The sequence below is a fragment of the Streptomyces sp. NPDC058001 genome (assembly GCF_042886315.1).
Taxonomy (GTDB): Bacteria; Actinomycetota; Actinomycetes; order Streptomycetales; family Streptomycetaceae; genus Streptomyces.
Genome location: NZ_JBHVQT010000007.1, coordinates 441,810 through 464,617 on the forward strand (window position 1 = coordinate 441,810; position 22,808 = coordinate 464,617).

Annotated in this window: 16 protein-coding genes; 5 read left to right on the forward strand and 11 right to left on the reverse strand. The window is 70.4% G+C overall.

Translation table 11 applies throughout. The annotated features are described in order from the left end of the window. Window positions 1–359: 359 nt before the first annotated feature. The 4 genes from ACFVT5_RS20010 to ACFVT5_RS20025 form a co-directional block, all read right to left on the reverse strand. Window positions 360–1,847 (reverse strand): DUF4153 domain-containing protein, encoded by a 1,488-nt coding sequence (locus ACFVT5_RS20010; protein WP_389889220.1) that lies wholly within the window; start codon window positions 1,845–1,847, stop codon window positions 360–362. A 522-nt stretch (window positions 1,848–2,369) separates the two neighbouring features. Beyond that, window positions 2,370–3,275 carry an ADP-ribosylglycohydrolase family protein gene (locus ACFVT5_RS20015; protein ID WP_389889222.1) on the reverse strand — a complete coding sequence of 302 codons (906 nt, stop codon included), beginning with the start codon at window positions 3,273–3,275 and terminating at the stop codon, window positions 2,370–2,372. Between the two features lie 37 nt (window positions 3,276–3,312). Continuing rightward, window positions 3,313–3,972, reverse strand: a complete 660-nt coding sequence (locus ACFVT5_RS20020) for a histidine phosphatase family protein (RefSeq protein WP_389889224.1) — start codon at window positions 3,970–3,972, stop codon at window positions 3,313–3,315. A 134-nt stretch (window positions 3,973–4,106) separates the two neighbouring features. Beyond that, window positions 4,107–4,712: a YdbC family protein gene (locus ACFVT5_RS20025; RefSeq protein WP_389889227.1), complete on the reverse strand. Its 606-nt coding sequence runs from the start codon at window positions 4,710–4,712 to the stop codon at window positions 4,107–4,109. 194 nt (window positions 4,713–4,906) lie between these two features. On the opposite strand from ACFVT5_RS20025, the gene ACFVT5_RS20030 reads away from it, so the two are divergent. Continuing rightward, complete coding sequence (locus ACFVT5_RS20030) at window positions 4,907–5,437, forward strand: TerD family protein (protein ID WP_389889230.1); 531 nt, start codon at window positions 4,907–4,909, stop codon at window positions 5,435–5,437. 265 nt (window positions 5,438–5,702) lie between these two features. Here ACFVT5_RS20030 and ACFVT5_RS20035 read toward each other — a convergent pair whose 3' ends face one another. Together ACFVT5_RS20035 and nrdR are read right to left on the reverse strand one after the other, a co-directional pair. Then, window positions 5,703–8,600, reverse strand: a complete 2,898-nt coding sequence (locus ACFVT5_RS20035) for a vitamin B12-dependent ribonucleotide reductase (protein WP_389889233.1) — start codon at window positions 8,598–8,600, stop codon at window positions 5,703–5,705. A 159-nt stretch (window positions 8,601–8,759) separates the two neighbouring features. Then, a complete protein-coding gene (gene nrdR / locus ACFVT5_RS20040; RefSeq protein ID WP_389889236.1) occupies window positions 8,760–9,314 on the reverse strand; it encodes a transcriptional regulator NrdR in 555 nt (184 codons plus the stop codon). A gap of 535 nt (window positions 9,315–9,849) precedes the next feature. Between nrdR and lexA the strand changes: the two genes are divergently transcribed. After that, complete coding sequence (gene lexA / locus ACFVT5_RS20045) at window positions 9,850–10,638, forward strand: transcriptional repressor LexA (RefSeq protein ID WP_389889239.1); 789 nt, start codon at window positions 9,850–9,852, stop codon at window positions 10,636–10,638. Window positions 10,639–10,760: 122 nt separating this feature from the next. Here lexA and ACFVT5_RS20050 read toward each other — a convergent pair whose 3' ends face one another. From ACFVT5_RS20050 to ACFVT5_RS20070, 5 genes are all read right to left on the reverse strand, one after another. Further along, a complete protein-coding gene (locus ACFVT5_RS20050) occupies window positions 10,761–12,818 on the reverse strand; it encodes an ATP-dependent DNA helicase (protein ID WP_389889242.1) in 2,058 nt (685 codons plus the stop codon). A 40-nt stretch (window positions 12,819–12,858) separates the two neighbouring features. Next, window positions 12,859–15,000: an IucA/IucC family protein gene (locus ACFVT5_RS20055; protein WP_389889245.1), complete on the reverse strand. Its 2,142-nt coding sequence runs from the start codon at window positions 14,998–15,000 to the stop codon at window positions 12,859–12,861. A 70-nt stretch (window positions 15,001–15,070) separates the two neighbouring features. After that, window positions 15,071–15,925 (reverse strand): GNAT family N-acetyltransferase, encoded by an 855-nt coding sequence (locus ACFVT5_RS20060; RefSeq protein WP_389889248.1) that lies wholly within the window; start codon window positions 15,923–15,925, stop codon window positions 15,071–15,073. A 39-nt stretch (window positions 15,926–15,964) separates the two neighbouring features. Further along, window positions 15,965–18,052 carry an IucA/IucC family protein gene (locus ACFVT5_RS20065; protein ID WP_389889251.1) on the reverse strand — a complete coding sequence of 696 codons (2,088 nt, stop codon included), beginning with the start codon at window positions 18,050–18,052 and terminating at the stop codon, window positions 15,965–15,967. Window positions 18,053–18,162: 110 nt separating this feature from the next. Then, a complete protein-coding gene (locus ACFVT5_RS20070) occupies window positions 18,163–19,533 on the reverse strand; it encodes a diaminobutyrate--2-oxoglutarate transaminase family protein (RefSeq protein WP_389889254.1) in 1,371 nt (456 codons plus the stop codon). A 116-nt stretch (window positions 19,534–19,649) separates the two neighbouring features. Here ACFVT5_RS20070 and ACFVT5_RS20075 point away from each other — a divergent pair, with 116 nt between their 5' ends. The 3 genes from ACFVT5_RS20075 to ACFVT5_RS20085 are packed head-to-tail and all read left to right on the forward strand — an operon-like array spanning window position 19,650 to window position 22,693. Further along, window positions 19,650–20,588: a FecCD family ABC transporter permease gene (locus ACFVT5_RS20075; RefSeq protein WP_389889455.1), complete on the forward strand. Its 939-nt coding sequence runs from the start codon at window positions 19,650–19,652 to the stop codon at window positions 20,586–20,588. A 60-nt stretch (window positions 20,589–20,648) separates the two neighbouring features. Continuing rightward, window positions 20,649–21,731, forward strand: coding sequence for a FecCD family ABC transporter permease (locus ACFVT5_RS20080; RefSeq protein ID WP_389889257.1), 1,083 nt, complete (start codon window positions 20,649–20,651; stop codon window positions 21,729–21,731). Beyond that, window positions 21,728–22,693, forward strand: coding sequence for an ABC transporter ATP-binding protein (locus ACFVT5_RS20085; RefSeq protein ID WP_389889260.1), 966 nt, complete (start codon window positions 21,728–21,730; stop codon window positions 22,691–22,693). The genes ACFVT5_RS20080 and ACFVT5_RS20085 overlap by 4 nt, the downstream gene beginning before the upstream one ends. Window positions 22,694–22,808: the final 115 nt, after the last annotated feature.

Below are 22,808 nucleotides of genomic sequence, written 5' to 3' on the forward strand. Positions count from 1 at the left end.
GGGGACGCCGGCCGAGGGGGGCGGGCCGGACCGGGACGCAGACTGGGGACAGAGGTCGTAGGGGCAGGGGCCGGGAGGAGTGCGGTCCGGAAGGAGCGCGGTCCGGAAGAGGGTGGCCGAAAGAGGGTGGCGAGTCCACCGGGTGCGCCGCCACGGCTACGAGGAGGCCGCGCCCACCCCGCCACCAGGCCACCCACCCGGCACCCGCCTCACGCCGAGAAACCGCAGCGTCACCCCGGCCCCACGGCTCCGGAACCCGGAGTCCCGCCCCTTTCCGCAACCTCGTCGGACCTGTCCCCCCGAACCCCGAAGCCGAGCCGACCCCGGGAAGCCCCCGAAGAACAGCCGTCAAACCCCGGTCACCGATACTCCGCCCCTTCGCTCACCCCTCGGCACTCCGTGTAGGAAGCCTCGGGCGGCCGGTCCTCCAGGATCCGCCGGGCACGGGCCTGGCCGAGGCTGGTCTCGTACCAGGAGCCGCCGTTCAGTTCGAGGCCGTCCTCGATCTCACGCAGCGCGCAGGACCGCATCGGCTCGCTCAGCTTGTCCAGCGCGGGCACCGCGTCCGCCGACAGGCCACCCGCGTACTCCAGGTCGAACTTCTGCGTCTTCTCGTACCGCGCCACATTGGTCTCAGCGATCAGGGCGTCGGGCGACATGAGACCGAAGGCGAGTACGCCCACGGCGGCGCTCGCGGCGACGGCTCGCGGGAGCCAGCGGGCGCCCCACACTCCGGCCGCCATGATCAGCACGATGACGAGTCCGAGCCACAACTCCGCGGTGACCACGGAGATCCGCAGTCGAGTCAGTCCATACGCCTCCACGTACATGTCCATGCGCCGTACCGCCGATGCCACGACAACGAGCGTGAGGACACAGAGAGTTCCCAGGACGCCACGGACGAGTGCCCGGTCACCCGGCGCGGAGCGCGGTGCCCAGCGGAGCGCGAAGACGATGACCAGCAGCGTGAGCAGAGTGGCCAGGAGGAGTTGCCAGAAGCCCTGTCGCGCGTACGCGGCGTACGTGAGGCCAGTCCTGTCGAGTACGGCCTCGTATCCGCCGAAGAGGACGGCCAGTTGGACCGCGTTGAAGACGGCGAACAGCAGATTCAGGACAATCAGCGGCACGGCCCATTCGGCGCGCCCCCGCTCACGGCCGGGCCGCACCGTGACGCCGTCCCAGTGGATGGGCGCCGCGGCGACGTGCGCGGCGGTCAGCGCGAAGACGACGCCGAACACGAACAGCACCACGCGCCAAGGCCCTTGGGCACCGGACACATCAGGGACCAGTCCGCCCAGCAGGTCGGCGAAGGCCGCGTCGGCTCCCGCGAACAGGGCGCCGAACACCACGAGCAGCACAATGGTCACCGCGACGGCCCGCAGCCCCTGCCCCACCTTGCCGGAGGCGTCGCCGGAGCGTTCCCGCAGGCCGCGCCAGCCCCAGGCGATTCCCTGGGGCAGTGCGTCGACGAGGCCGAGCGGGCTGAGCGCGATGCCGGACCAGGTGCGGGAGCCGTGGAGGGCCAGTGAGCCCAGTCCGACGGCGGTCGCCACGGCGAGGAAGGACGGCCATCCGGCGTCGCGCAGTGCGGGTACGGCGAGCAGGGCGAGGCCGCCGAGGCCCCAGACGAGGGTCCAGGGGCGTGGGTTCCGGCCTGCGCGTCGCGCGGCGTAGTACGCGGCGAGGCTCGCGGGGAGGGCGACGAGGAGCAGGTTGAGCGCCATCCCGTCGCCGAGCAGCACCATGCTCAGGATTCCGGTGGCGAGCACCGCCCACAGGGTCGCGGTGCGCATGGCTTTGGGTGGGTCGCTCCGTAGATCGGCGACCCAGGGCTCGATCGCCGTCACTGTGCCCACCGCCCCGGAGCCCGCCACGCCGTCGTCGGCAACGTCGTCATCAGGAGAATCGTCGTCCAGAGCGTCGTCGTCGGACGCGCTGTCCTCGACGGCATTGCCCTTGGCAACGGTCTTGTCAGGCTTCTCACCTGGTGCTGATTTCTGAGCTGCTTCAGCTGTCTGAATTGCCGTTGCGGTTGCTGCCTGAGTTGCGTCAGTTGTCTGAGGTGGCTCTGCCTTCTGGAGTGGCCCTGACTTCTGGAGTGGTTCAGGTGGCTGAGGTGGTTCTGCCTTCTGAGGTGGTTCTGTCGGTTTCTCGGTCACGGGACCCCCTCCCGACCGATCCGGCACGCGCGCGTACGACCGCGAGGTGCGGGGACCGGTGTCTCGTTTGCATCACGCCGTGCAGGCGATGTACGCCGGTCATGATCGACAATCGGCGTGGCCGCAAGGCTAAGCCCCCGGTCAAGGAGGGCAGGGCGGACGGAGTCGGCCTGTGGCACGACCGTGACAGTCACCGCCCGTAAAGACCCACTACGCGCGCGTGGGCACCCATTCGGGCAGTGCCTCCGTACGCGCGACCCACGACTCGGGCGGACCGCCGGCCTTCCCGGTGGCCACGATGCCGCCCACGATCGCGCAGGTCGTGTCGACGTCCCCGCCGACCTGTGCCGTCTCCCAGAACGCCCGCTCGAAGTCGCCGAGACAGCGTGCGGCGGACCAGAGGGCGAAGGGCACGGTGTCGTGTGCGCTGGTCCTGCGACCACAGCCGAGCACGGCGGCGACGGTCCCGGGGTCGCCGTAGTCGAGCATGTCCCGCGCGCGGCGCAGCCCCGCACCGACGGCACTGCGCGGTACAAGGGCGATGACGCCGTCGAGCAGCGCCTCCGGCGTGGGAGGGCCCGCGGGGTCGGCAGCGAGGGCGGCAGCGGCGGCGACGGCCATGGAGCCGACGACGGCCTCACGGTGCTGGTGGGTCGGGTAGGCGGAGATCTCCGCCTGGTGGGTCGCCTGCTCCGGGTCGTCCGCGTACCAGGCGCCCAGCGGGGCGATCCGCATAGCGGCGCCGTTGCCCCAGGAACCCTGGCCGTTGAAGAGGGCCGCCGCGAGTTCCCGCCAGTCGCCGCCCTCCCTGACGAGGCGCAGCAGCCGGTTCACGGCGGGTCCGTAGCCGCGGTCGAAGTCGTGGCGCTCGGCGAAGGACCGCGCCAGGGCGTCCTGATCGACGCGGCGGTGTGCGGCGAGTACGGCGACGACGGAGCCGGCCATTTCCGTGTCGTCGGTCCACTGCCAGGTGCCGGGCGGCACTTCACGGCGCTTGAGAAGCGGGTAGTTCGCGGGGACGAAGTACTGGGAGCCCAGCGCGTCCCCGACCGAGAGCCCCCGCAGGCTGGCCAGGGCGCGGCCGAGGCGTGGGGCGGGAAAGGAGTCAACGGTCATCGCTCTGCCACTCTATCCGGTGATTCCGTACGGTTCCCTATCCGGTGATTCCGTACGGTTCCGGCTCCCGCCAGCGTTCAAAAGGCCGGTCCAGGGTGTACTTGCCGTCGACGCCCAGTTCCAGGACGCGCATCTCGCCGTTGCCCGGGTTGGAGAGGGACTCGAATTCGGCGACGCTCCAGTGGAACCAGCGCATGCAGAACAGCCGCATGGTGAGCCCATGAGTGACCAGGAGGACGTTGGACGGGTGGCCCTTGTCCTCGAAGCTGCGGTAGAGGCTCTCCAGGAAGGCGCCCACGCGGTCGTACACGTCGGCTCCGGACTCGCCCTGGGCAAAGCGGTAGAAGAAGTGCCCGTAAGCGTCCCGGTACGCCTTCTGGAGGCGGACGTCCTCACGGTCCTGCCAGTTGCCCCAGTCCTGCTCGCGCAGCCGGGGTTCCTCGCGGACCCGGACGAGTCCGGGGTCGAACCGGAAGGCCCGGAACGTCTCGTGGGTGCGCCGGTAGGGCGAGACGTAAACGCTTACGCGTTCCTCGCCGAACAGTTCCCTGAGCCGCTTGCCGGTCTCGTCGGCCTGTTGCCACCCCGTCGGCGTGAGCGGAAGGGCGTGGTCGGGTTCCCGCTCGTACACGGTGTCATCGGCGTTCCCCTCCGACTCTCCGTGCCGGACAAGGACGATGCGCCGTGGTCGTACCATGCGGAAACCCTAGATCGAGTTGGCCGTTCGAGCAGTTGTCCGGAGTCCATACCGTGGGGCGTGTTCTCCTGGGGTACTCGAACAGTCCGGCGCTCCTGGCACCGCCCGGGGGACGCACCGGGAAGGTTCGGCGCTCACACGGTCCAGGCCGCTTCCAGGTCCACGATGTCGCCGGTCAGGGCCGCCACATCGGCCTCCGTCTGCGCACGCAGCGACAGCCGCTCCACGCGTTCGACGCGGTATTTGCCGTGCTCGGCGGCCGACTGCCACATGGAGAGGATCATGAACTCGTTCCCGGGCGCCTCGCCGAACAGGCCGCGCACCATCCCGGGTGAGCCGGCCATCGCCGGGTTCCAGACCTTCTCCTGCATGAGTGCGAAGTGTTCGGCGCGCTCGGCATGGACCCGGCAGTGGGCGACCCGGAGCAGGTCGGAGTCCGTGAAGCGGGGTTCGAATCCGGTCTTCACGTCGAAGCGGTGGTCGAAGAGTTTGACGTGGGCGTCCTTGAACGTCCCCGACTGCGCCGCGGCCAACCGGTCGTGGGAGCGGGCCATGAACGAGTCGTAGAACGCCCGGCTCTCCCAGAACGCGAAGACATGCGCCACGCCCTGCCGTGCCCGGCTCCACCCACCGCCCTGCCCCCGAAATCCTGGCTCCCCCAGAAGCCCCGCCCACTTTCGCTGTCCTCGTTCGAAGCCTCGGCGGTCGACGACGGTACAGCGAATCCACTTGACCAGCACCGCGCCATCGTAAGGCCACGGAGCGTGGCGCCGGTCACTCCTGTGGCGGAGCGCGCGAGCAGGGGGCGCGGCCGGATCCGTGCCCCCGCGCTCGGGGCACCCGCTCGCGGGTTCGAAGGGTGTCCGCCCGGCGTGGCACCATGGACAACAGACGTATGCGGCGGGGTAGTTGAACACAACCAGAGGGGGACCTGGTGAGCGGTCTCAACAAGGGACTCGCAAAAGTGGAAGTGGCCGTCCGATGGGATCCCAGCCCGATCGGAACGCCCGCCCACGACCTGGACATCGTCGCCGCGACGTACACCACGGGCGACACCAAAGGCGAACCGGCTTATCTGGTGTATTTCGGGAGCCGTTCACCGGACGGCACGATCACCCTGAACCGGGACAGCCAGACGGGCCAGGGCTTCGGGTACGACGAGGTCATGGTCCTGGAGCTGGACCGCTTGGCACCCTCCTACGCGCGCGTGGTGATCGGTGTCGCCATACAGCAGCGGGACGGACGGCGGACGTTCGACGAGATCGCCAACGCCGGGATCCGTATCCGTACGGGCCCCCTCGACGTGGACAAGCACGACTTCGCCGAGATGACTGACGCGACCGCCGCGAAGGTCGGGGAGTTCACGCGTGAGGCTTCGGGAGAGTGGCAGTACCACCGCGACGTACAAGGTTTCGAGGCGGACCCACTGACCTTCGCCCGCACCATGGGCCGCGCCCTCTCCTGAGCTTCGGCCAGGTCCCGTCCGGCTCGGTCCCGTCCGGCTCGGTCCCGTCCGGCTCGGTTCAGTCCGGCTCGGTTCAGTCCGGTCCGGTCCGGCTACGTCCAGGCCCGGGAAACGTCACCAAAGGCGTGGCACGACAACACCTCGCACGCCAAGGAGCGGCAGACCTCAGTGGTCCGCCGCCCCTTCAGCGTTCATTTCCGCCGCGCGCCTTCGGTACGGCCTGCCGCCGAGCTACGGCGCCAGGCACCCCGTACCACTCAAGGCGTCAGCTGCACCCGCTCGTCGAACCGCAGCCCTCGCAGATGTAGCACGAACCCGCGCGCTGCATCTTCGTACCGCAGGAGAAGCACAGCGGGGCGTCGGCCTGGATGCCGAGTTGCATTTCGACGAGTTCGGCGCTGGTGTGCGCCTCCTGCGGCGCGGGCTGCGCCGCCTCGGCGACCACCTTGGGGGCGGCAACGGCCTTCAGGGACTCCGTCTGCCGGGGCGCGGACTGGGCCAGCCCCTCGACGTCGACCTCGTCGTCCGAGGGCTCGTACGAGCCGGTCTCCAGGTGACGCTGGCGCTCGTCGGCGGAGTGGATGCCGAGGGCGGAACGCGTCTCGAAGGGCAGGAAGTCCAGCGCGAGCCGGCGGAAGATGTAGTCGACGATCGACTGCGCCATCCGCACGTCCGGGTCGTCCGTCATACCGGCCGGCTCGAAGCGCATGTTGGTGAACTTCGAGACGTACGTCTCCAGCGGCACCCCGTACTGGAGTCCGACCGAGACGGCGATGGAAAAGGCGTCCATCATGCCCGCGAGGGTGGAGCCCTGCTTGGACATCTTCAGGAAGACCTCGCCGAGACCGTCGTCCGGGTAGGAGTTGGCGGTCATGTAGCCCTCGGCGCCGCCCACCGTGAACGACGTGGTGATGCCGGGACGGCCCTTGGGGAGCCGCTTGCGGACGGGGCGGTACTCAACGACCTTCTCGACCGCGGCGCGGATGGTGTCCTCGGCCTTGGCGGTGACCGCGGCCTTCTGCGTGTCCTTGGTCTTCGCGGAGAGCGGCTGGCCGACCTTGCAGTTGTCGCGGTAGATTGCGAGCGCCTTGACGCCCATCTTCCACGCCTCGAAGTAGATCTCCTCGACCTCTTCGACGGTCGCCGACTCCGGCATGTTGACGGTCTTGGAGAGCGCGCCCGAGATCCACGGCTGGATCGCGGCCATCATGCGGACGTGGCCCATCGCGGAGATGGAACGCTCGCCCATGGCGCAGTCGAAGACCTCGTAGTGCTCCTGCTTGAGGCCGGGAGCGTCGACCACATTGCCGTTCTCGGCGATGTGGGCGACGATCGCCTCGATCTGCTCCTCCTGGTAGCCCAGGCGGCGCAGGGCCTGCGGCACGGTGCCGTTGACGATCTGCATCGAGCCGCCGCCGACCAGCTTCTTGAACTTGACCAGGGCGAGGTCGGGCTCAAGACCTGTCGTGTCGCAGGACATCGCGAGACCGATGGTGCCTGTCGGGGCGATGACGGACGCCTGGGAGTTGCGGAATCCGTTCTTCTCACCGAGGCGGATCACGTCCTGCCACGCCTCCGTGGCGGCGGCCCAGATCAGCGAGTCCAGGTCGTCGACGTGGACGGCCTTCGCGTTGGCGTCGGCGTGCTGCTTCATGACGCGCTGATGCGGCGTGGCATTGCGCGCGTAGCCGTCGTACGGGCCGACGACCGCGGCGAGTTCGGCGGACCGCTTGTAGGAAGTGCCCGTCATCAGCGAGGTGATGGAGCCGGCCAGGGCGCGGCCACCATCCGAGTCGTAGGCGTGTCCCGTGGCCATCAGCAGGGCGCCCAGGTTGGCGTAGCCGATGCCGAGCTGGCGGAAGGCGCGGGTGTTCTCGCCGATCTTCTGCGTCGGGAAGTCCGCGAAGCAGATGGAGATGTCCATCGCGGTGATGACCAGCTCGACGACCTTGGCGAAGCGCTCGACGTCGAAGGACTGGTGGCCTTTGCCGTCGTCCTTGAGGAACTTCATCAGGTTCAGCGAGGCGAGGTTGCAGGACGTGTTGTCCAGGTGCATGTACTCGCTGCACGGGTTCGAGCCGTTGATGCGGCCGGACTCGGGGCAAGTGTGCCAGTGGTTGATGGTGTCGTCGTACTGGATGCCCGGGTCGGCGCAGGCCCACGCGGCCTCGGCCATCTTGCGGAACAGCGTCTTGGCGTCGACCTCTTCGATGACGTCACCGGTCATCCGCGCGCGCAGGCCGAACTTGTCGCCGTTCTCGACGGCCTTCATGAACTCGTCGTTCACGCGGACCGAGTTGTTGGCGTTCTGGTACTGGACGGACGTGATGTCGTCGCCGCCCAGGTCCATGTCGAAGCCCGCGTCGCGCAGGGCGCGGATCTTCTCCTCCTCCTTGACCTTGGTCTCGATGAAGTTCTCGATGTCGGGGTGATCGACGTCCAGGATGACCATCTTGGCGGCGCGGCGCGTGGCGCCACCCGACTTGATGGTTCCCGCGGATGCGTCGGCTCCGCGCATGAAGGAGACCGGTCCGGAGGCATTGCCACCGGAGGAGAGGAGTTCCTTGGAGGAACGGATACGGGAGAGGTTCAGGCCGGCGCCCGAGCCGCCCTTGAAGATCATGCCCTCTTCCTTGTACCAGTCGAGGATCGACTCCATGGAGTCGTCGACGGACAGGATGAAGCAGGCCGAGACCTGCTGGGGCTGCGGCGTTCCGACGTTGAACCACACCGGCGAGTTGAAGCTGAAGATCTGGTGCAGGAGGGCGTACGCCAGCTCGTGCTCGAAGATCTCGGCGTCGGCGGGAGAGGTGAAGTACTTGTAGTCCTCGCCGGCCTTCCGGTACGTCTTCACGATGCGGTCGATCAGCTGCCTGAGGCCGGTCTCGCGCTGCGGGGTGCCGACAGCACCTCGGAAGTACTTACTGGTGACGATGTTGACCGCGTTCACCGACCAGAAGTCGGGGAACTCGACGCCACGCTGCTCGAAATTGACCGAGCCGTCGCGCCAATTGGTCATGACGACGTCACGACGCTCCCAGGCCACCTCGTCGTACGGATGCACGCCGGGGGTGGTGTGGATGCGCTCGATACGCAGCCCCTTGCCGCCCTTCGCGCCCTTGGCGCGTGAGCCGCGTGCCGGACCGCTCGCCGTCTCTGTCATGCCGCCTCCCTGTATCGGGCGATAACGCCCTGAAGTGCCTCGTTCTTCCCGTGGCACGGTGATGTGTCTGGTGCTGCGGACGCCGCTCTTGCCGCCCCCAGCAGGTCATGGTCGCCGCCGATCGGCCGGCCGGACGGTGCGTCCGGTCCGGCGCGTCCGTCAGTCGGTGACGGTGGCGGGCACGGGGACTTCGACAGTCCCTCCGGGCCCGCGTTCTTTCGCTTCGCGTTCCGCGCCCGCTCCGTCCGGGTCCGCGGTGATCAGTTGCTCCCGCTCGTGCCTCAGTTCGACAATGGCGGCCTCGAAGTCCTCCAGCGAGTCGAACGCCCGGTAGACGGACGCGAAGCGCAGGTAGGCGACGAGGTCGAGTTCCTGAAGTGGTCCGAGTATGGCCAGTCCCACATCGTGGGTGGTCAGCTCGGCGCTGCCCGTGGCACGCACCGCCTCCTCGACCCGCTGGCCGAGCTGGGCGAGAGCGTCCTCCGTGACCGGTCGTCCCTGGCACGCCTTGCGCACGCCGTTGATGACCTTGGTACGGCTGAAGGGCTCGGTCACGCCGCTGCGCTTGACCACCATCAGTGAGCAGGTCTCCACGGTCGTGAAACGACGGGAGCAGTCGGGGCACTGACGGCGCCTGCGGATCGACGTCCCGTCGTCGGTGGTGCGACTGTCGACGACGCGGCTGTCGGGGTGCCTGCAGAAGGGGCAGTGCATTACGTCCAACCCTCCCTCACGGCATGACTCAGAGCCTTCGAAGGCCCCTGTGGGCCCCTCGAAGCAGGTCCCAGCATAGGCGATGACCTGAGCCGCGAGAGACTCGGGGACCACAACTTCTGGGCTGCTGTTGCAATCCAACCACTAGATCTGGGGTTTGACGGTAAATTCCTCGCCATAGCGTGTCGCCGCGTCCGACGGTAGCGGGTCCGCGACGGTGCGCATCCGCGCGCGGTCGGATTCCGGCCGTGTCGCGCTCGACGGGGCGGATTCGGCGGCCTGCCGATACGGGGGTGGTGCCGCATCGACGGGGGCACTGATGGCAGACTGGGGCATCCGCCGCAGGGGCTGACATCCAGCCGTGAAGCGTACCGTAATCAACCGAATTGCCCGAAGCGTTGAGGGCCAGCTATACACCTGGACATGTGATCGCGGTGGGTGCTTTGCAATATTTCACTCGAACGTGTGTTTGGCGCAACCTTTCGAAAGCAACTACCGTTGGCTAGCTAGGGAGACCATTTCGAGAGGGGCCGACGTGACCACCACCGCAGACAGTGCCACCATCACTGCCCAGGACCGCGCCCAGGGCCGACTCGTCGAGGCGGTGCATGCCATGAATGACGCGGCCACGAACCAGGAGGGGCCCAAGCCCACCCGCTCCCTGCCGGGCCGACCTCCCGGCATCCGGGCGGACAGCTCGGGTCTCACGGACCGGCAACGCCGCGTCATCGAGGTCATCAGGGACTCCGTGCAGCGCCGGGGGTACCCGCCCTCCATGCGCGAGATCGGGCAGGCGGTCGGCCTCTCCAGCACCTCGTCCGTGGCGCATCAGCTGATGGCACTGGAGCGCAAGGGCTTCCTGCGCCGCGACCCGCACCGGCCCCGGGCGTACGAGGTCCGTGGTTCCGACCAGGCCACCGCACAGCCCACCGACACGGCGGGCAAGCCGGCCGCGTCGTACGTCCCGCTGGTCGGCCGCATCGCCGCCGGTGGCCCGATCCTCGCGGAGGAGTCCGTCGAGGATGTGTTCCCGCTCCCCCGGCAGCTCGTGGGCGACGGTGAGCTGTTCGTCCTGAAGGTCGTCGGTGACTCGATGATCGAGGCCGCCATCTGTGACGGTGACTGGGTGACGGTCCGCCGCCAGCCGGTCGCGGAGAACGGCGACATCGTCGCCGCCATGCTCGACGGCGAGGCCACGGTCAAGCGCTTCAAGCGCGAGGACGGCCATGTCTGGCTGCTGCCGCACAACTCCGCGTACCAGCCGATTCCCGGTGACGAGGCGACGATCCTCGGCAAGGTCGTGGCGGTACTGCGGCGGATCTGAACCCGCACCCCTGACGGGCCCCGGAACCTCCTGCGCCGGTTCCGGGGCCTGATTTTTTGTGCCCGCCGCCGCCACGTACATGCCCGCTGCTGCCACGTGGCGTTACGCGGCGCCACGTAGCATTACACGGCGTCGTCCCCGGTCCCGACCTCGTCCTCGGTGCCTTCCGCGTCGCCCGCATCCCGCCCCCGCACCTCCGCGTCGACCGCCGCCAGATCGATCGCCGCCAGGGACCGGCGCGCCTGGTTGGGGTCCGTGGTGTACCAGAACTCCGGGAGTGACGTCCGCAGATAACCGCCGTACCGCGCGGTCGCGAGCCGGGAGTCCAACACGGCCACGACGCCCCGGTCGCCCATGGCCCGGACGAGCCGGCCCGCTCCCTGTGCCATCAGCAGCGCCGCGTGCGTGGCGGCCACCGCCATGAAGCCATTGCCTCCGGCGTCCTCCACGGCCTTCTGCCGGGCGCTCATCAGCGGGTCGTCCGGACGCGGGAACGGGATCTTGTCCATGACGACGAGCTGACAGCTCGCGCCCGGTACGTCCACGCCCTGCCAGAGCGACAGGGTGCCGAACAGGCAGGTCTTGGGGTCCGCCGCGAAGTTCTTGATCAGCTCGCCGAGCGTCTCCTCGCCCTGGAGAAGGATCGGGAACTCCGGGATCCGTGACCGCAGTTCCTCCGCGGCGTTCTGCGCGGCCCGCATGGACGAGAACAGGCCGAGCGTACGGCCGCCGGCCGCCTGGATCAGCTCGGTGAGTTCGTCGAGCATGTCGCCCCGGTCGCCGTCGCGCGCGGGCCGGGACAGATGTTTGGCGACGTAGAGGATGCCTTGTTTGCGGTAGTCGAACGGGGAGCCGACGTCGAGGCCCTTCCATACGGGCAGGTCGTCGCTCTCCCCGCCCGACGCGCCCGCGGTCCCTTCCGGGGCGAGCCCCAGTGAGGCACCCACGCCGTTGAAGTCGCCGCCGAGTTTGAGCGTCGCCGAGGTGAGGACGACCGAACGGTCCGCGAAGAGCTTCTCGCGCAGCAGCCCGGACACGGACATCGGGGCGACGCGCAGGGAGGCCCCGAAGCGGTCATGGCGCTCGTACCAGACGACGTCGTACTCCGAGCCGTTCGTGATCCGCTCCGCCACGTCGTGCACCGACTCGACCGACGCGAGGGCCTGCTTACGGACGGCGTCCTCGTCCTGGACGGACTTGTCGCGGGTGGAGCCGAGCGCCGAGATGACGTTCCGCGCGGCGTCGCGCAGGGCGAGCAGGGTATAGCCGAGGTCTTCGGGGACCTCCTCCAGGCGGCCCGGGAGGGCCAGCTCCATGACCCGCTCGAAGCCCTCTGCCGCGGTTTGGAGCTGGTCGGCGACCTTCTCGTTGACAAGCTTGGCGGCCCGCCTGACCGCGCGGTTGACCTGCCCGGGGGTCAGCTCCCCGGTGGCGACCCCGGTGACCCGGGAGACCAGCTCATGGGCCTCGTCGACGATCAGGACCTCATGCTCCGGCAGGACCGGGGCGCCCTCGATCGCGTCGATCGCGAGCAGCGCGTGGTTGGTGACGACGACCTCGGCGAGCTTGGCCCGCTCCCGGGCCATCTCGGCGAAGCACTCCTGGCCGTACGCGCAGCGCGTCGCGCCCAGGCACTCGCGCGAGGACACCGACACCTGTGCCCAGGCCCGGTCGGAGACGCCGGGCGTGAGGTCGTCGCGGTCGCCCGTCTCGGTGTCGCCAGACCAGTCCCGCAGCCGCAGTAGGTCCTGGCCCAGCTTGCTGGTCGGGGCCGCGGCCTCGAACTGGTCGAACAGGCCCTCCTCCTCGTCCTGCGGCACCCCTTCGTGCAGGCGGTGCAGACACAGGTAGTTCGAGCGGCCCTTGAGCATCGCGAAATCCGGGCGCCGTCGGAGCAGCGGATGGAGCGCGTCCACCGTGCGCGGCAGGTCCCGCTCGACGAGCTGGCGCTGCAACGCGAGCGTGGCCGTGGCCACCACGACCCGCTCCCCGTGGGCCAGCGCCGGCACGAGATAGCCGAGGGACTTTCCGGTGCCGGTGCCCGCCTGGACCAGCAGATGCGAGCTGTCGTCGATCACCTCGGCGACGGCTTCGGCCATGCTCACCTGGCCAGGGCGCTCCGTGCCTCCGACAGCGGTGACGGCGGCGTGCAGGAGATCGGGAAGAGAGGGCTTCGTCATAGGCCGACCACCCTACGGTGCGGCACTGACATCGGGGCGATCAAGCGGGGTGGAGGGGGTTGGGAACGGTGCCGTGAACAGCGGCGTGCGGACGCTCGGCCCGATCGCGGTAGCCGTCCAGGTGGAGCCGGTTCCGGTTGAGGCAGAGTCGCGCGATACGGGGCGTGAGCAGGTCGAACGTCTCGTAGCGCTCCTTCAGCTCGGGGAAGCGGGCATGGTGGCGCAGGATCTCCGCCCGGACGAGTGACCAGAACTCGTCCTCCGGCACATCCAGCTGCCGCTCGCACAGGGGGGCGAGATAGCGGAAGACGCCCACGAAGAGACCGGAATGGATGAACTGCGTCAGGAAGGCCGGCGGCTCGGTGAGGAGGACCTCGCGGACGTCGTCGGGCATCGTGGCGTGTTCGGGCAGCGGCTCGGAGCTGACGTTGACGTCGTCCACGAAGTCCTTGACGGCGAGCCTGACCGGCACGTCCCGCTCGTCGAAGACGACCACGGCGTTCTCACCGTGCGGCGAGAAGACGGTCCCGTACCGGTACAGGAAGTGCAGCAGTGGGGGCAGCACGGCGGCGAAGAGATGCCGCAGCCAGGTGTGCGGTGCCAGTCCGGAGCGCTCGACGAGTTCCGCCGTGAACGCCCTCCCGCGCGGGTCGGTGTGCAGCAGCGAGGCGAGGGTACGCGCGCGTTCCCCCGGTGCCAGGTACCGCCCGACGGGTTCCCTCCAGATCGCGCCCAGCAACTCCTTGTACTGGTACGGGACCTCGCGCAGTGCGTCGTAGACCGGGTGCTCGACGGTGACGGACGCGACTTCCCCCAGGAGGATGACCCGGCACTCGTCCCTGAGGAAGGGGTCGCCGTCGCGCAGGCCGAGCATCCAGGAGGTGACCGCGGGGGCCGCGAGGGTGCGCTCGGTGGGGAGGCCGCGCCAGACCAGGGTGTTGAGGACGGACAGCGGCAGCTTCACCGTGTGACGCGCCGGGTGCGACGTGTTCAGGAAGGTGCGGACGGACTGCTGCGGCAGGCGTACGTCGCCGTCGGTGGGCAGCGGAATGATCGCGCCGGCGGCCACGGACGGCGCGAACAGGGGGAGCACGACGTCGTCCCACTGCCAGGGATGGACCGGCAGGTAGAGGTAGTCCTCCGGATCGACCCCGCGCGCGTGGAGGGTGTCCGCGAAGGTCACGCGGGTGGCCGGGGACAGTTCGGCGGCGAAGAGACGGTCGGCGGTGGACAGGCCGGACACGCCTCGGTAGGTGGCGATGTCCGTGTGGACCGCGATCCAGGGCAGCGTCACCGGACGGCGGGCCTCCGGCGCCCAGCGGGCCGTATCCGCGGCGGAGAACCCGATACGACCCTTGTTGAGCACGAGCCAGGGGTGCCCGGTCTGGTGGCCTTCGAGTTCCGCGTACGAGAGGTCGGCGAGGGTCGCGGCCGATGCGGCGGTGTGGTCGAGGCGGGCGTCGGCCGCGAGGGTCGTCGTCAGCTCGCGGATGACATGGCCGAGCGTGGCACCGTCGATACCGAGGGTGCGGCGGGCCTTGACCAGGAATTCGAGCGGATCGGTGAGAGGACGGATGCCGCCGTCGCCCTCGGCGAGCATCACGGCGCCGGGGTCGACCTGCCAACTGCCGTACGCGGTGCGGCGGGCACGGAAGCCGAGGCGGGTGGCGGGGGTGTCGAGGGTGAGGGTGTAGTCGGTGTACACGCACTCCGGGGCGGCCGACGGGCCGTCCGGTGCCGCAGGCGAAACGTTGCCTCTCACGGTCCGGGGGGCGGCGTGTTCTTGTGCCGGCGCCTGATCCCGTGCGGCTGCCCGGTCCGGTGCCGGAGCCTCATCCCGCGCCACTCCCCTATCCCGTGCCGCTGCCCGGTCCTGTGCCGCTGCCCGATCTCGTGCCGCTTCCCTGTCCCGTCCGGCTTCCCTGTCCCGTCCGACTGCCCGGTCCGGCGCCGCTTCCTGCGCTCGCGCCTCCGCCAGGTCCCGGCGCCACGCCCAGGAGTCGGGGTCGGTTTCCGGGCCGGATACCGGTACCGGCGTGATGATCTCCTCGTACGCGAACTCCCCCAGCATCTTCGCGAGCAGCCGCCTCCCCGCTCGCTCCCACCCTTCCGGGGTCAGTTCGGGTGGGTCGTACAGCTCGGACGAGTTGCCTGGGAGTGGGGCGGCGAAGGGATTCGGCACGGGGACTCCTCGGAAGGGAACCGGATCGGGGCGGGCGGTGTACCAAGAGTGACGGGCAGGAGTGACGGGCTCACAGCAGAGCGCGAAGGGCACGGTCACGGACCATGAGCGCGGCCCGCTTGTCACCGAGCTCGACCTCGGCGGCGAAGCGGAAGCCGGCGCTCAAGAAGGCGGCCACGGAGGGGGTGTTGCGCAGGTCGGGTTCGGCGATGACGCGTGCGCAGGAGGGGCGGTGGTCGAGGACGAGATCGGCGACGGCCCGGAGCAGGGTGGTGCCGAGACCGCGCCCTCGATGGGCGACGCCACCGACGAGGAGGTGAATTCCGGTGTCATGGGGACGAGCGGGATAGTGGCGGGCCAGGGGGTCGAGGTCCGCGCGGTAGATCTCCCAGTAGCTCATGGGGGTGCCGTCGAGCAGGCCGAGGCAGGGGACGCTGCGACCGTCGCCGTCCAGTTGGGGTCGCAGATGTGCCTCAGTGATGCTCGGCGGACCGTCCAACTCCCAGAAGGCGGCCACGGCGGGGTCGTTCATCCAGCGGGTGAGGAGGGGGAGATCACGGTCGGTGCGCACCGGTTCGAGCCGGAACGCTCCGGCGGAGGTGACGGCGGGGCCCCATGAGGCGACATGGTCCAGGAGGTCGTCCCGGTGTTCGCGGTAGTGGGGCTCCGGTGTGCCGTGCGGGGCGGGTGCCGACCAGGCGGAGTGGGATCCGTCGCCGGGTGCCGGGGCGCGGCCGTGGTCGACCTCGCCCTCCGACGGGACGCCGGGTGCCGCCGAGGACGCGGTGAACAGCGCGATGAGGTCGTCGGGCAGCCGCAGTTCGAGGGTGTCCTCGCTGTCCGGTCCGGAATCGGGGTCGAGCCCGCCCCGGGTTTCGGATGCGGACTCGGTTCCGGTGTCGGCGCTCGCGTCGGTCGGGGGCACGGCGGCGTTCCTCTCAGGAGGTGAGGTGGTTCATGTTCCTCAGGAATGAAGGGGGTTGGAGATGGTGACGTAGACGGACTGGGTGTCGACCGGGCCGATCAGCTCGTCGAGTCCGTGGATGCGGGTGAGCAGGTTGGCCTTGCAGCGGAGGGCGGGTGAGTCGAGGAGGTGGGCGGGCAGGGGTGAGCGCAGGCTGTTCGGGCCGGTGGCGGCGTCGGTGAGGAAGCGGCGGAAGGCGGCCAGCAACAGTCCTTCGTCGGCGAGGCGTTGGGAGCCGAAGGCTCCGATCAGGCCGAGGACGTTGTTGATGGCGAGGTAGTAGGCGAAGCGCTCGTCGGTGACCTCGTCGGAGACGAACGTGTCGCTCCGGGAGCCGATACCGGGGAGCTGTCGTTCGAGGTCGGCGCGTCGGGACTCGCGGAAGTAGTAGCCCTGGTTGTCGCGGTACCGGCCGCCCACGGGCCAGCCGTCGCGGTCCAGCATCAGCAGGGTGTTCTGCTGATGGGCCTCCAGGGCGATGCCCGCCTCGCTGTCGAGCCAGAGCACGGGCCGGACGACGTACTGGAGGTAGCGCAGGAACCACTCGGCGGCGACGGCGCCGCGGGGGCGGCCGGTGCGGCCGGCGAGCCGGATCACGGTCTCGGCGAGTCGGGAGCGCATTGGACCGTGGCTAGGGAATGGCGTGTCGGACAGTGCAGGAGCCGGAGTCGGGAAGGGGGCTGAGGGGCGCGGCGAGACGAGTCCTGCGACGCAGGTGGCGTCGTCGCCGGGGGCGAAGGGGTTGTGCCGGATCATCACGTCGAGTCCGGGCAACGGTGCCCCGTCCGGGCCGTCAACGGCTAGCCAGGCGGGGTCGCGGACGATGTCGAAGCCGGGGTGGGCGGCCTGCCAGCGCCCCGCGAGTCCGGTGCGCAGGAGCCGGTGGACCTCGACGCCGCGGTGGAGTTCTTTACGGAGGTTCTCACGACGGGAGTTGGTGATCCGGAGACCGAGGGACAGCTTGAGCATGGCGGGGGCGCCGGGGCGGTACAGGGTGCGAACGGAGGAGGTGGGGTACCAGGCGGCGCCGTGGGGTCCGAGGTCGCGCAGCAGGCCCGCGTCGAAGAGTGCCGCGTTCTCCGCGCGGTGGGTGATGTCACGCAGCTGCCAGGGGTGCATCGGCAGGGCGGCGTACCCGGCGGGCAGCGGGAGGTCGGCGCCGGCTAGGCGGGCGGTGAGGTGTTCGGCGGGGACGGTACGGCCGCGCTCGGTCCAGGCCGAGTCGGACGCGCGGAGGGACGGGGCAACGGCCAGCCAGTGCAGCGGGAAGGAGCCACGCAACTCGGGTGAGTACAGGGCGGATTCGGCGGCGGACAGGTCCTCGCGGCTCTTCGGTGTGGGGTGCAGCGGGTGGCCGAGGAGGAGGGACTGTTCGGCGGAGAGAAAGAGGTCGGTGCCGTCGGCGGGGCGGTGGCGGCGGTCGGCCAGGAAGGTGGCGGTGCGGCGTACGGAATCGGCGACTCGGACGGCCAGGTCTCCGCCGGGGGTGGGGGCGGTGTGGGTGAGGGGTGGGCCATGGGCACCGGTGTCGGCAGGGATGCGGGCGGTGTCGGCTGCGGAACCAGCGGTGCCCTCGTCCGCGGACCCTGCGTCCACGGCGCCGTTGTCTGCTGCACCGTCGTCTGCTGCGCCACCGTGTGCGGCGCCGTCGCCCCCGGTGGCTGTTTCGCGCGAGAGGAGGACTGCCAGGGTCACGGCGTCGACGGGGAGTGCGGCTTCGGGGCCGTCCTCCAGGTAGGGCAGGCCGAAGCGGTGCCAGCCAGTGGTGGACCAGTACTGGATCGGGACCAGCAGGGCGGTGCCGGCGGCGGGGAGCGGGATGCGGAGGGTGCCGTGGTCGGGGGCGGTGAGGCCGGCCTCGCGTACCCAGCAGCGGAGCAGGTTCTCGATGGCCGCGACCTGGGCGGCCGTGCGCGGATCGGGGTGTTCCAACAGGTCCGCGGTGGCGCCGTGCAGGCGCTCCGCCTTGGGCCTCCCGCCCAGCTGCCGGGGGACGGTCTCGGGCTCCGTCACCGACGAGGTCCCGGTGGCGCACGCACCGGGCGCGTGGGGGTCGGGGCGGCCGTCGGGTGCGGGGGTGGCGTTCAAGTGCGCTTCCTTGGGGGGTGTTCGGGCCTGTGCGGGACGGGCCCGGGGCCGTTCAGTCGTCCGGGGCGTTTCCGAGGGGTGGAGCGGGTGGAGGCCGGTGGCGTCGCCGGTCAGAGGGGGTGGTCGCGGGACGTCTCGGCGATGGCGTCGGCGAGACGGTCGAGGACGGCGGACGCCTGTTCGTCGGTGAGGGTGAGCGGGGGAAGGAGGCGGACGACACTGGAGTGACGGCCACCGAGTTCGACGATGAGGCCGCGGCGCAGGCAGGCACGCTGGACGGCGGCGGCCAGTTCGGGTGCGGCGGGCGGAGGGCCGGGGGCGGTGAGGTCCTCGGCGGCGGGGTCGACGAGTTCGAGGCCGATCATCAGGCCCCGGCCGCGTACGTCACCGACGCAGGGGTGTTCGGCCGCGAGGCCCTGCAGCTGGGCGAGCATGCGGGCGCCGAGGATGCCGGCGCGTTCGGCGAGCCGGTTCTCACGGACGTGGGCGAGGGTGGCGGCGCCGGCGGCCATGGCGAGTTGGTTGCCGCGGAAGGTTCCGGCGTGGGCGCCGGGGGGCCAGACGTCGAGGTCGTCGTGGTAGACGACGGCGGCGAGGGGGAGGCTGCCGCCGATCGCCTTGGAGAGAACCATGACGTCCGGTACGACGCCGCTGTGTTCGACGGCCCAGAAGGTACCCGTGCGGCCGACGCCGGTCTGAACCTCGTCGGCGATGAGAGGGATGCCGCGTGCGGCGGTGAGGGCGCGCATCCGGCGCATCCAGTCGTCGGGTGCGGGGATGACGCCGCCTTCGCCCTGGACGGGTTCGAGGATCATCCCGGCGGGGTCGGGTACGCCGGACTTGGGGTCGTCGAGGAGGTTCTCGGTCCAGCGCGCGGAGAGTTCGGCGCCGCGGGTGCCGCCGGTTCCGAAGGGGCAGCGGTAGTCCTGCGGATAGGGCAGGCGGGTGACCCGTACGTCGCGCGCTCCCCCGGATGCTTCGAGCGCCCCTGCCGTCATCCCGTGGTAGGCGCCGGTGAAGGCGAGCAGGCCCTCACGGCCGGTGGCCGTGCGGACCAGTTTCAGGGCGGCTTCGACGGCGTCCGTCCCGGCCGGCCCGCAGAACTGGATGCGGGCGTGTTCGGCGAGGCCGTGGGGCAGCGTGCGGAACAGTTCGGTGGTGAAGGCGTCCTTGACCGGTGTCGCCAGGTCGAGCACGTGCAGGGGGGCGCCCGAGTCGAGGACCGCACGGATCGCTTCGAGGACGACGGGGTGGTTGTGCCCGAGCGCCAGGGTGCCGGCGCCGGAGAGACAGTCGAGGTAGCGGCGGCCGTCGGCGCCCTCGATGGTCAGGCCGCGGGCGCGGACGGGCACGATGGGCAGGGCGCGGGCGTAGGTGCGCGCCGCCGATTCGCGCGCCGACTGGCGGCGCAGGATCCCTTCGGATCCGCTGCGGTCGGGTGCTGCGGCCATCGCCGCGGACGCCGGCTCGGTCACGGCCACGTTTGTCGTTCCTCCCGCTGAACAGGGGCGATGTCCCGCCGGGCGAGGGCGAGTTGACGCGGAGGGAGCGCCGAAAGCGACTCCCCCGTACATACCAACGACGGGGGCACCCGGGGATCACGGGCAATCGGAAGATCCTTGGCGGCGAGCAACCACCGCCACCCGCTCCGCGTGCCGGACTCCGGGCACGGGCCCCGACCCTGGAGCAGGCGGCGGCCGGCAAGCGGATCCCCCGTACGCTGCTCGCGGTGCTGATCGGCGCGGCGCTGGGCCTCGCGGGCGCCGTCATGCAGGGGGTGACGCGCAACCCGCTGGCCGATCCCGGCATCCTCGGCGTCAACACGGGTGCGTCGCTCGCCGTGGTCACCGCCGTCGCGTTCTTCGGGCTCTCCTCGCCGACCGGATATGTGTGGGTCGCGATGGCGGGGGCGGCACTGTCGGCCCTGTTCGTGTACACCGTCGGCACCCTCGGCCGGGGCGGCGCCACGCCCCTGAAACTGGCGCTCTCCGGGGCCGCGACCTCGGCCGCGTTCGCCTCGCTGGTCACCGCCGTCATGCTGCCCCGCAACGACATCGCCGGGGGCTTCCGGCTCTGGCAGATCGGTGGCGTCGGCGGCGCCTCCTACGACCGTATCGGGCATGTACTGCCCTTCCTCGGCGCGGGATTCGCCATCTGCCTGCTGTCGGCGAAGGCCCTGAACTCGCTGGCGCTGGGGGACGAACTCGCGGCGGGGCTCGGCGAGCGGGTCGCCGTCGCCCGGGGCGTGGCCGCGCTCGGCGCCGTCGTGCTGTGCGGCGCCGCGACCGCCGTCGCCGGACCGATCTCCTTCGTCGGGCTCGTCGTCCCGCACGCCTGCCGGCTGCTCATCGGCGTGGACCACCGTTGGCTGCTGCCCTTCGCCGCGCTCCTCGGCGCGGCGCTGCTCACGGCGGCCGACGTGGTCGGCCGGGTCGTGGCCCGGCCCGCCGAGGTCGACGTGGGCATCATGACGGCGCTGATCGGCGCCCCGTTCTTCATCTGGATCGTCCGTAGGCAGAAGGTGCGTGCGCTGTGAGCGCCGTCCGACAGAAGGGGCGTGCCCGATGAGCGCCGTCCAACAGAAGGTGCGTGCGCTGTGAGCACCGTCGTTCTCACCCCTCGGCCACCCTCCGTCGAGGCCATGGAGACCGTGGAGGCCATGAAAGCCGTGGCACGCGGCCGGGCCCGGCGCGCGCTCCGTCGCCGTACGGTCATCCTGCTGCTCGCCGTCCTCGTGGTGGCCGGGTTCACCTTGACCCTCATGGCCGGGCAGACGTACTACCCGCTCGACGACGTGGTCCGCGTGGTCCTCGGGGAACAGGTACCGGGGGCGTCGTTCACGGTCGGGCGGTTGCGGCTGCCGCGGGCGGTGCTCGCCGTGGTGGCGGGCTTCAGCTTCGGCCTTGCCGGCGTCACCTTCCAGACCATGCTCCGTAACCCGCTCGCCAGCCCGGACGTCATCGGTATCAGTTCGGGCGCGAGCGCGGCGGCGGCCGTCGCGATCGTCACGCTGTCCCTCGGCGAGACACAGGTGTCCGTGATCGCGATCGTCGCCGCGCTCGCCGTGGCGCTGCTCGTCTACACCCTGGCGTTCAAGGACGGCGTGGTCGGCACCCGGCTCGTGCTCATCGGTATCGGGATCGCCGCGATGCTGGACAGTGTCGTCGCCTACGTGCTTTCGCAGGCCGCCGAATGGGACCTCCAGGAGGCGATGCGCTGGCTGACCGGCAGCCTCAACGGCACCACCTGGGACCAGACCCTGCCCGCCGCGGTGGCGCTGGCGGCGCTGTGCCCCGTACTGCTGTCGCGGGCCCGGAACCTGTCGGCGATGCAACTCGGCGACGACACCGCGTCGGCCCTCGGGGTCCGTGTCGAACGCACCCGCGTCACGGTGATCGTCGCCGCTGTCGGCCTGATCGCCTTCGCCACGGCAGCTGCCGGGCCCATCGCCTTCGTCGCGTTCCTGTCCGGACCCATCGCGGCACGGATCACCGGCCCAGGCGGCTCACCGCTCGTATCCGCCGGTCTCGTCGGCTCCCTGCTGGTCCTGGTCGCCGACTTCACCGGCCAGTTCGCCTTCGACACCCGCTTCCCGGTCGGCGTCGTCACCGGTGTGCTCGGCGCGCCCTATCTCGTCTATCTGATCATCCGCACCAACCGGGCGGGAGGCTCCCTGTGACCACGCACCACTCCCTGAGCGCCGAACGGCTCACCCTCGGCTACGGCGACCGCACCGTGATCGCGTCCCTGGACCTGACCGTGCCGCCGGGCCGGATCACGGCGATCGTCGGCGCGAACGCCTGCGGCAAGTCGACGCTGCTGCGTTCGATGTCCCGACTGCTGACGCCCCGCGAGGGCCGCGTCGTCCTGGACGGCAAGGAGGTGCACCGTCGGCCCGCCAAGGAACTCGCGCGCACGCTCGGGCTGTTGCCCCAGTCGCCGATCGCCCCCGAGGGGATCACCGTCGCCGACCTCGTCGGCCGTGGACGCCATCCGCACCAGCGGATGTTCTCGCGCTGGACCGCCGAGGACGACGCGGCCGTGGCGGCGGCCCTGGCGGCGACCGACACCACGCCGCTCGCCGACCGCAGCGTGGACGAACTCTCCGGCGGCCAGCGGCAGCGGGTGTGGATCGCGATGACGCTGGCCCAGCAGACCGACATCCTGATGCTGGACGAGCCCACCACCTTCCTCGACGCAAGCCACCAGGTCGAAGTCCTCGACCTGCTGACGGATCTGAACCACGAGCGGGGCACGACCGTCGTGATGGTCCTGCACGACCTCAACCTCGCCGCCCGGTACGCCGATCACGTCGTCGCCCTCGCGTCCGGCAGGCTGCACGCGGCCGGGCCGCCGCACGAGGTGCTGACCGAGGAGAACGTCCGCGCCGTGTTCGGCCTCGACAGCCGCATCATCAAGGACCCGGTATCGGGGCGGCCCCTCATGCTCCCTATCGGGCGACACGGCGTCAGGTCCACGGAGCGAGTTCCGGCCGGACCGGTTCCTCCTGTGGATCCTCCCGCAGAGGGGGTGGCGCCTACGGAGGGGGTGTCGCCTACAGGTGGGGTGTCGCGTACGGACGGGGTATCGCATACGGACGGGGCGTCGCTCGGTCCCGTCGCGGCGCGCGAGTCCCGCTGACGAACGGATCGTACGGCCAACGGATCAAGGGCGTACGCGCCTCCGGTCACCCGGCCACCCGGCCACCCGGCCACCCGGTCCACGGATACCGGCCCGCCCGCCACACCCACCACCG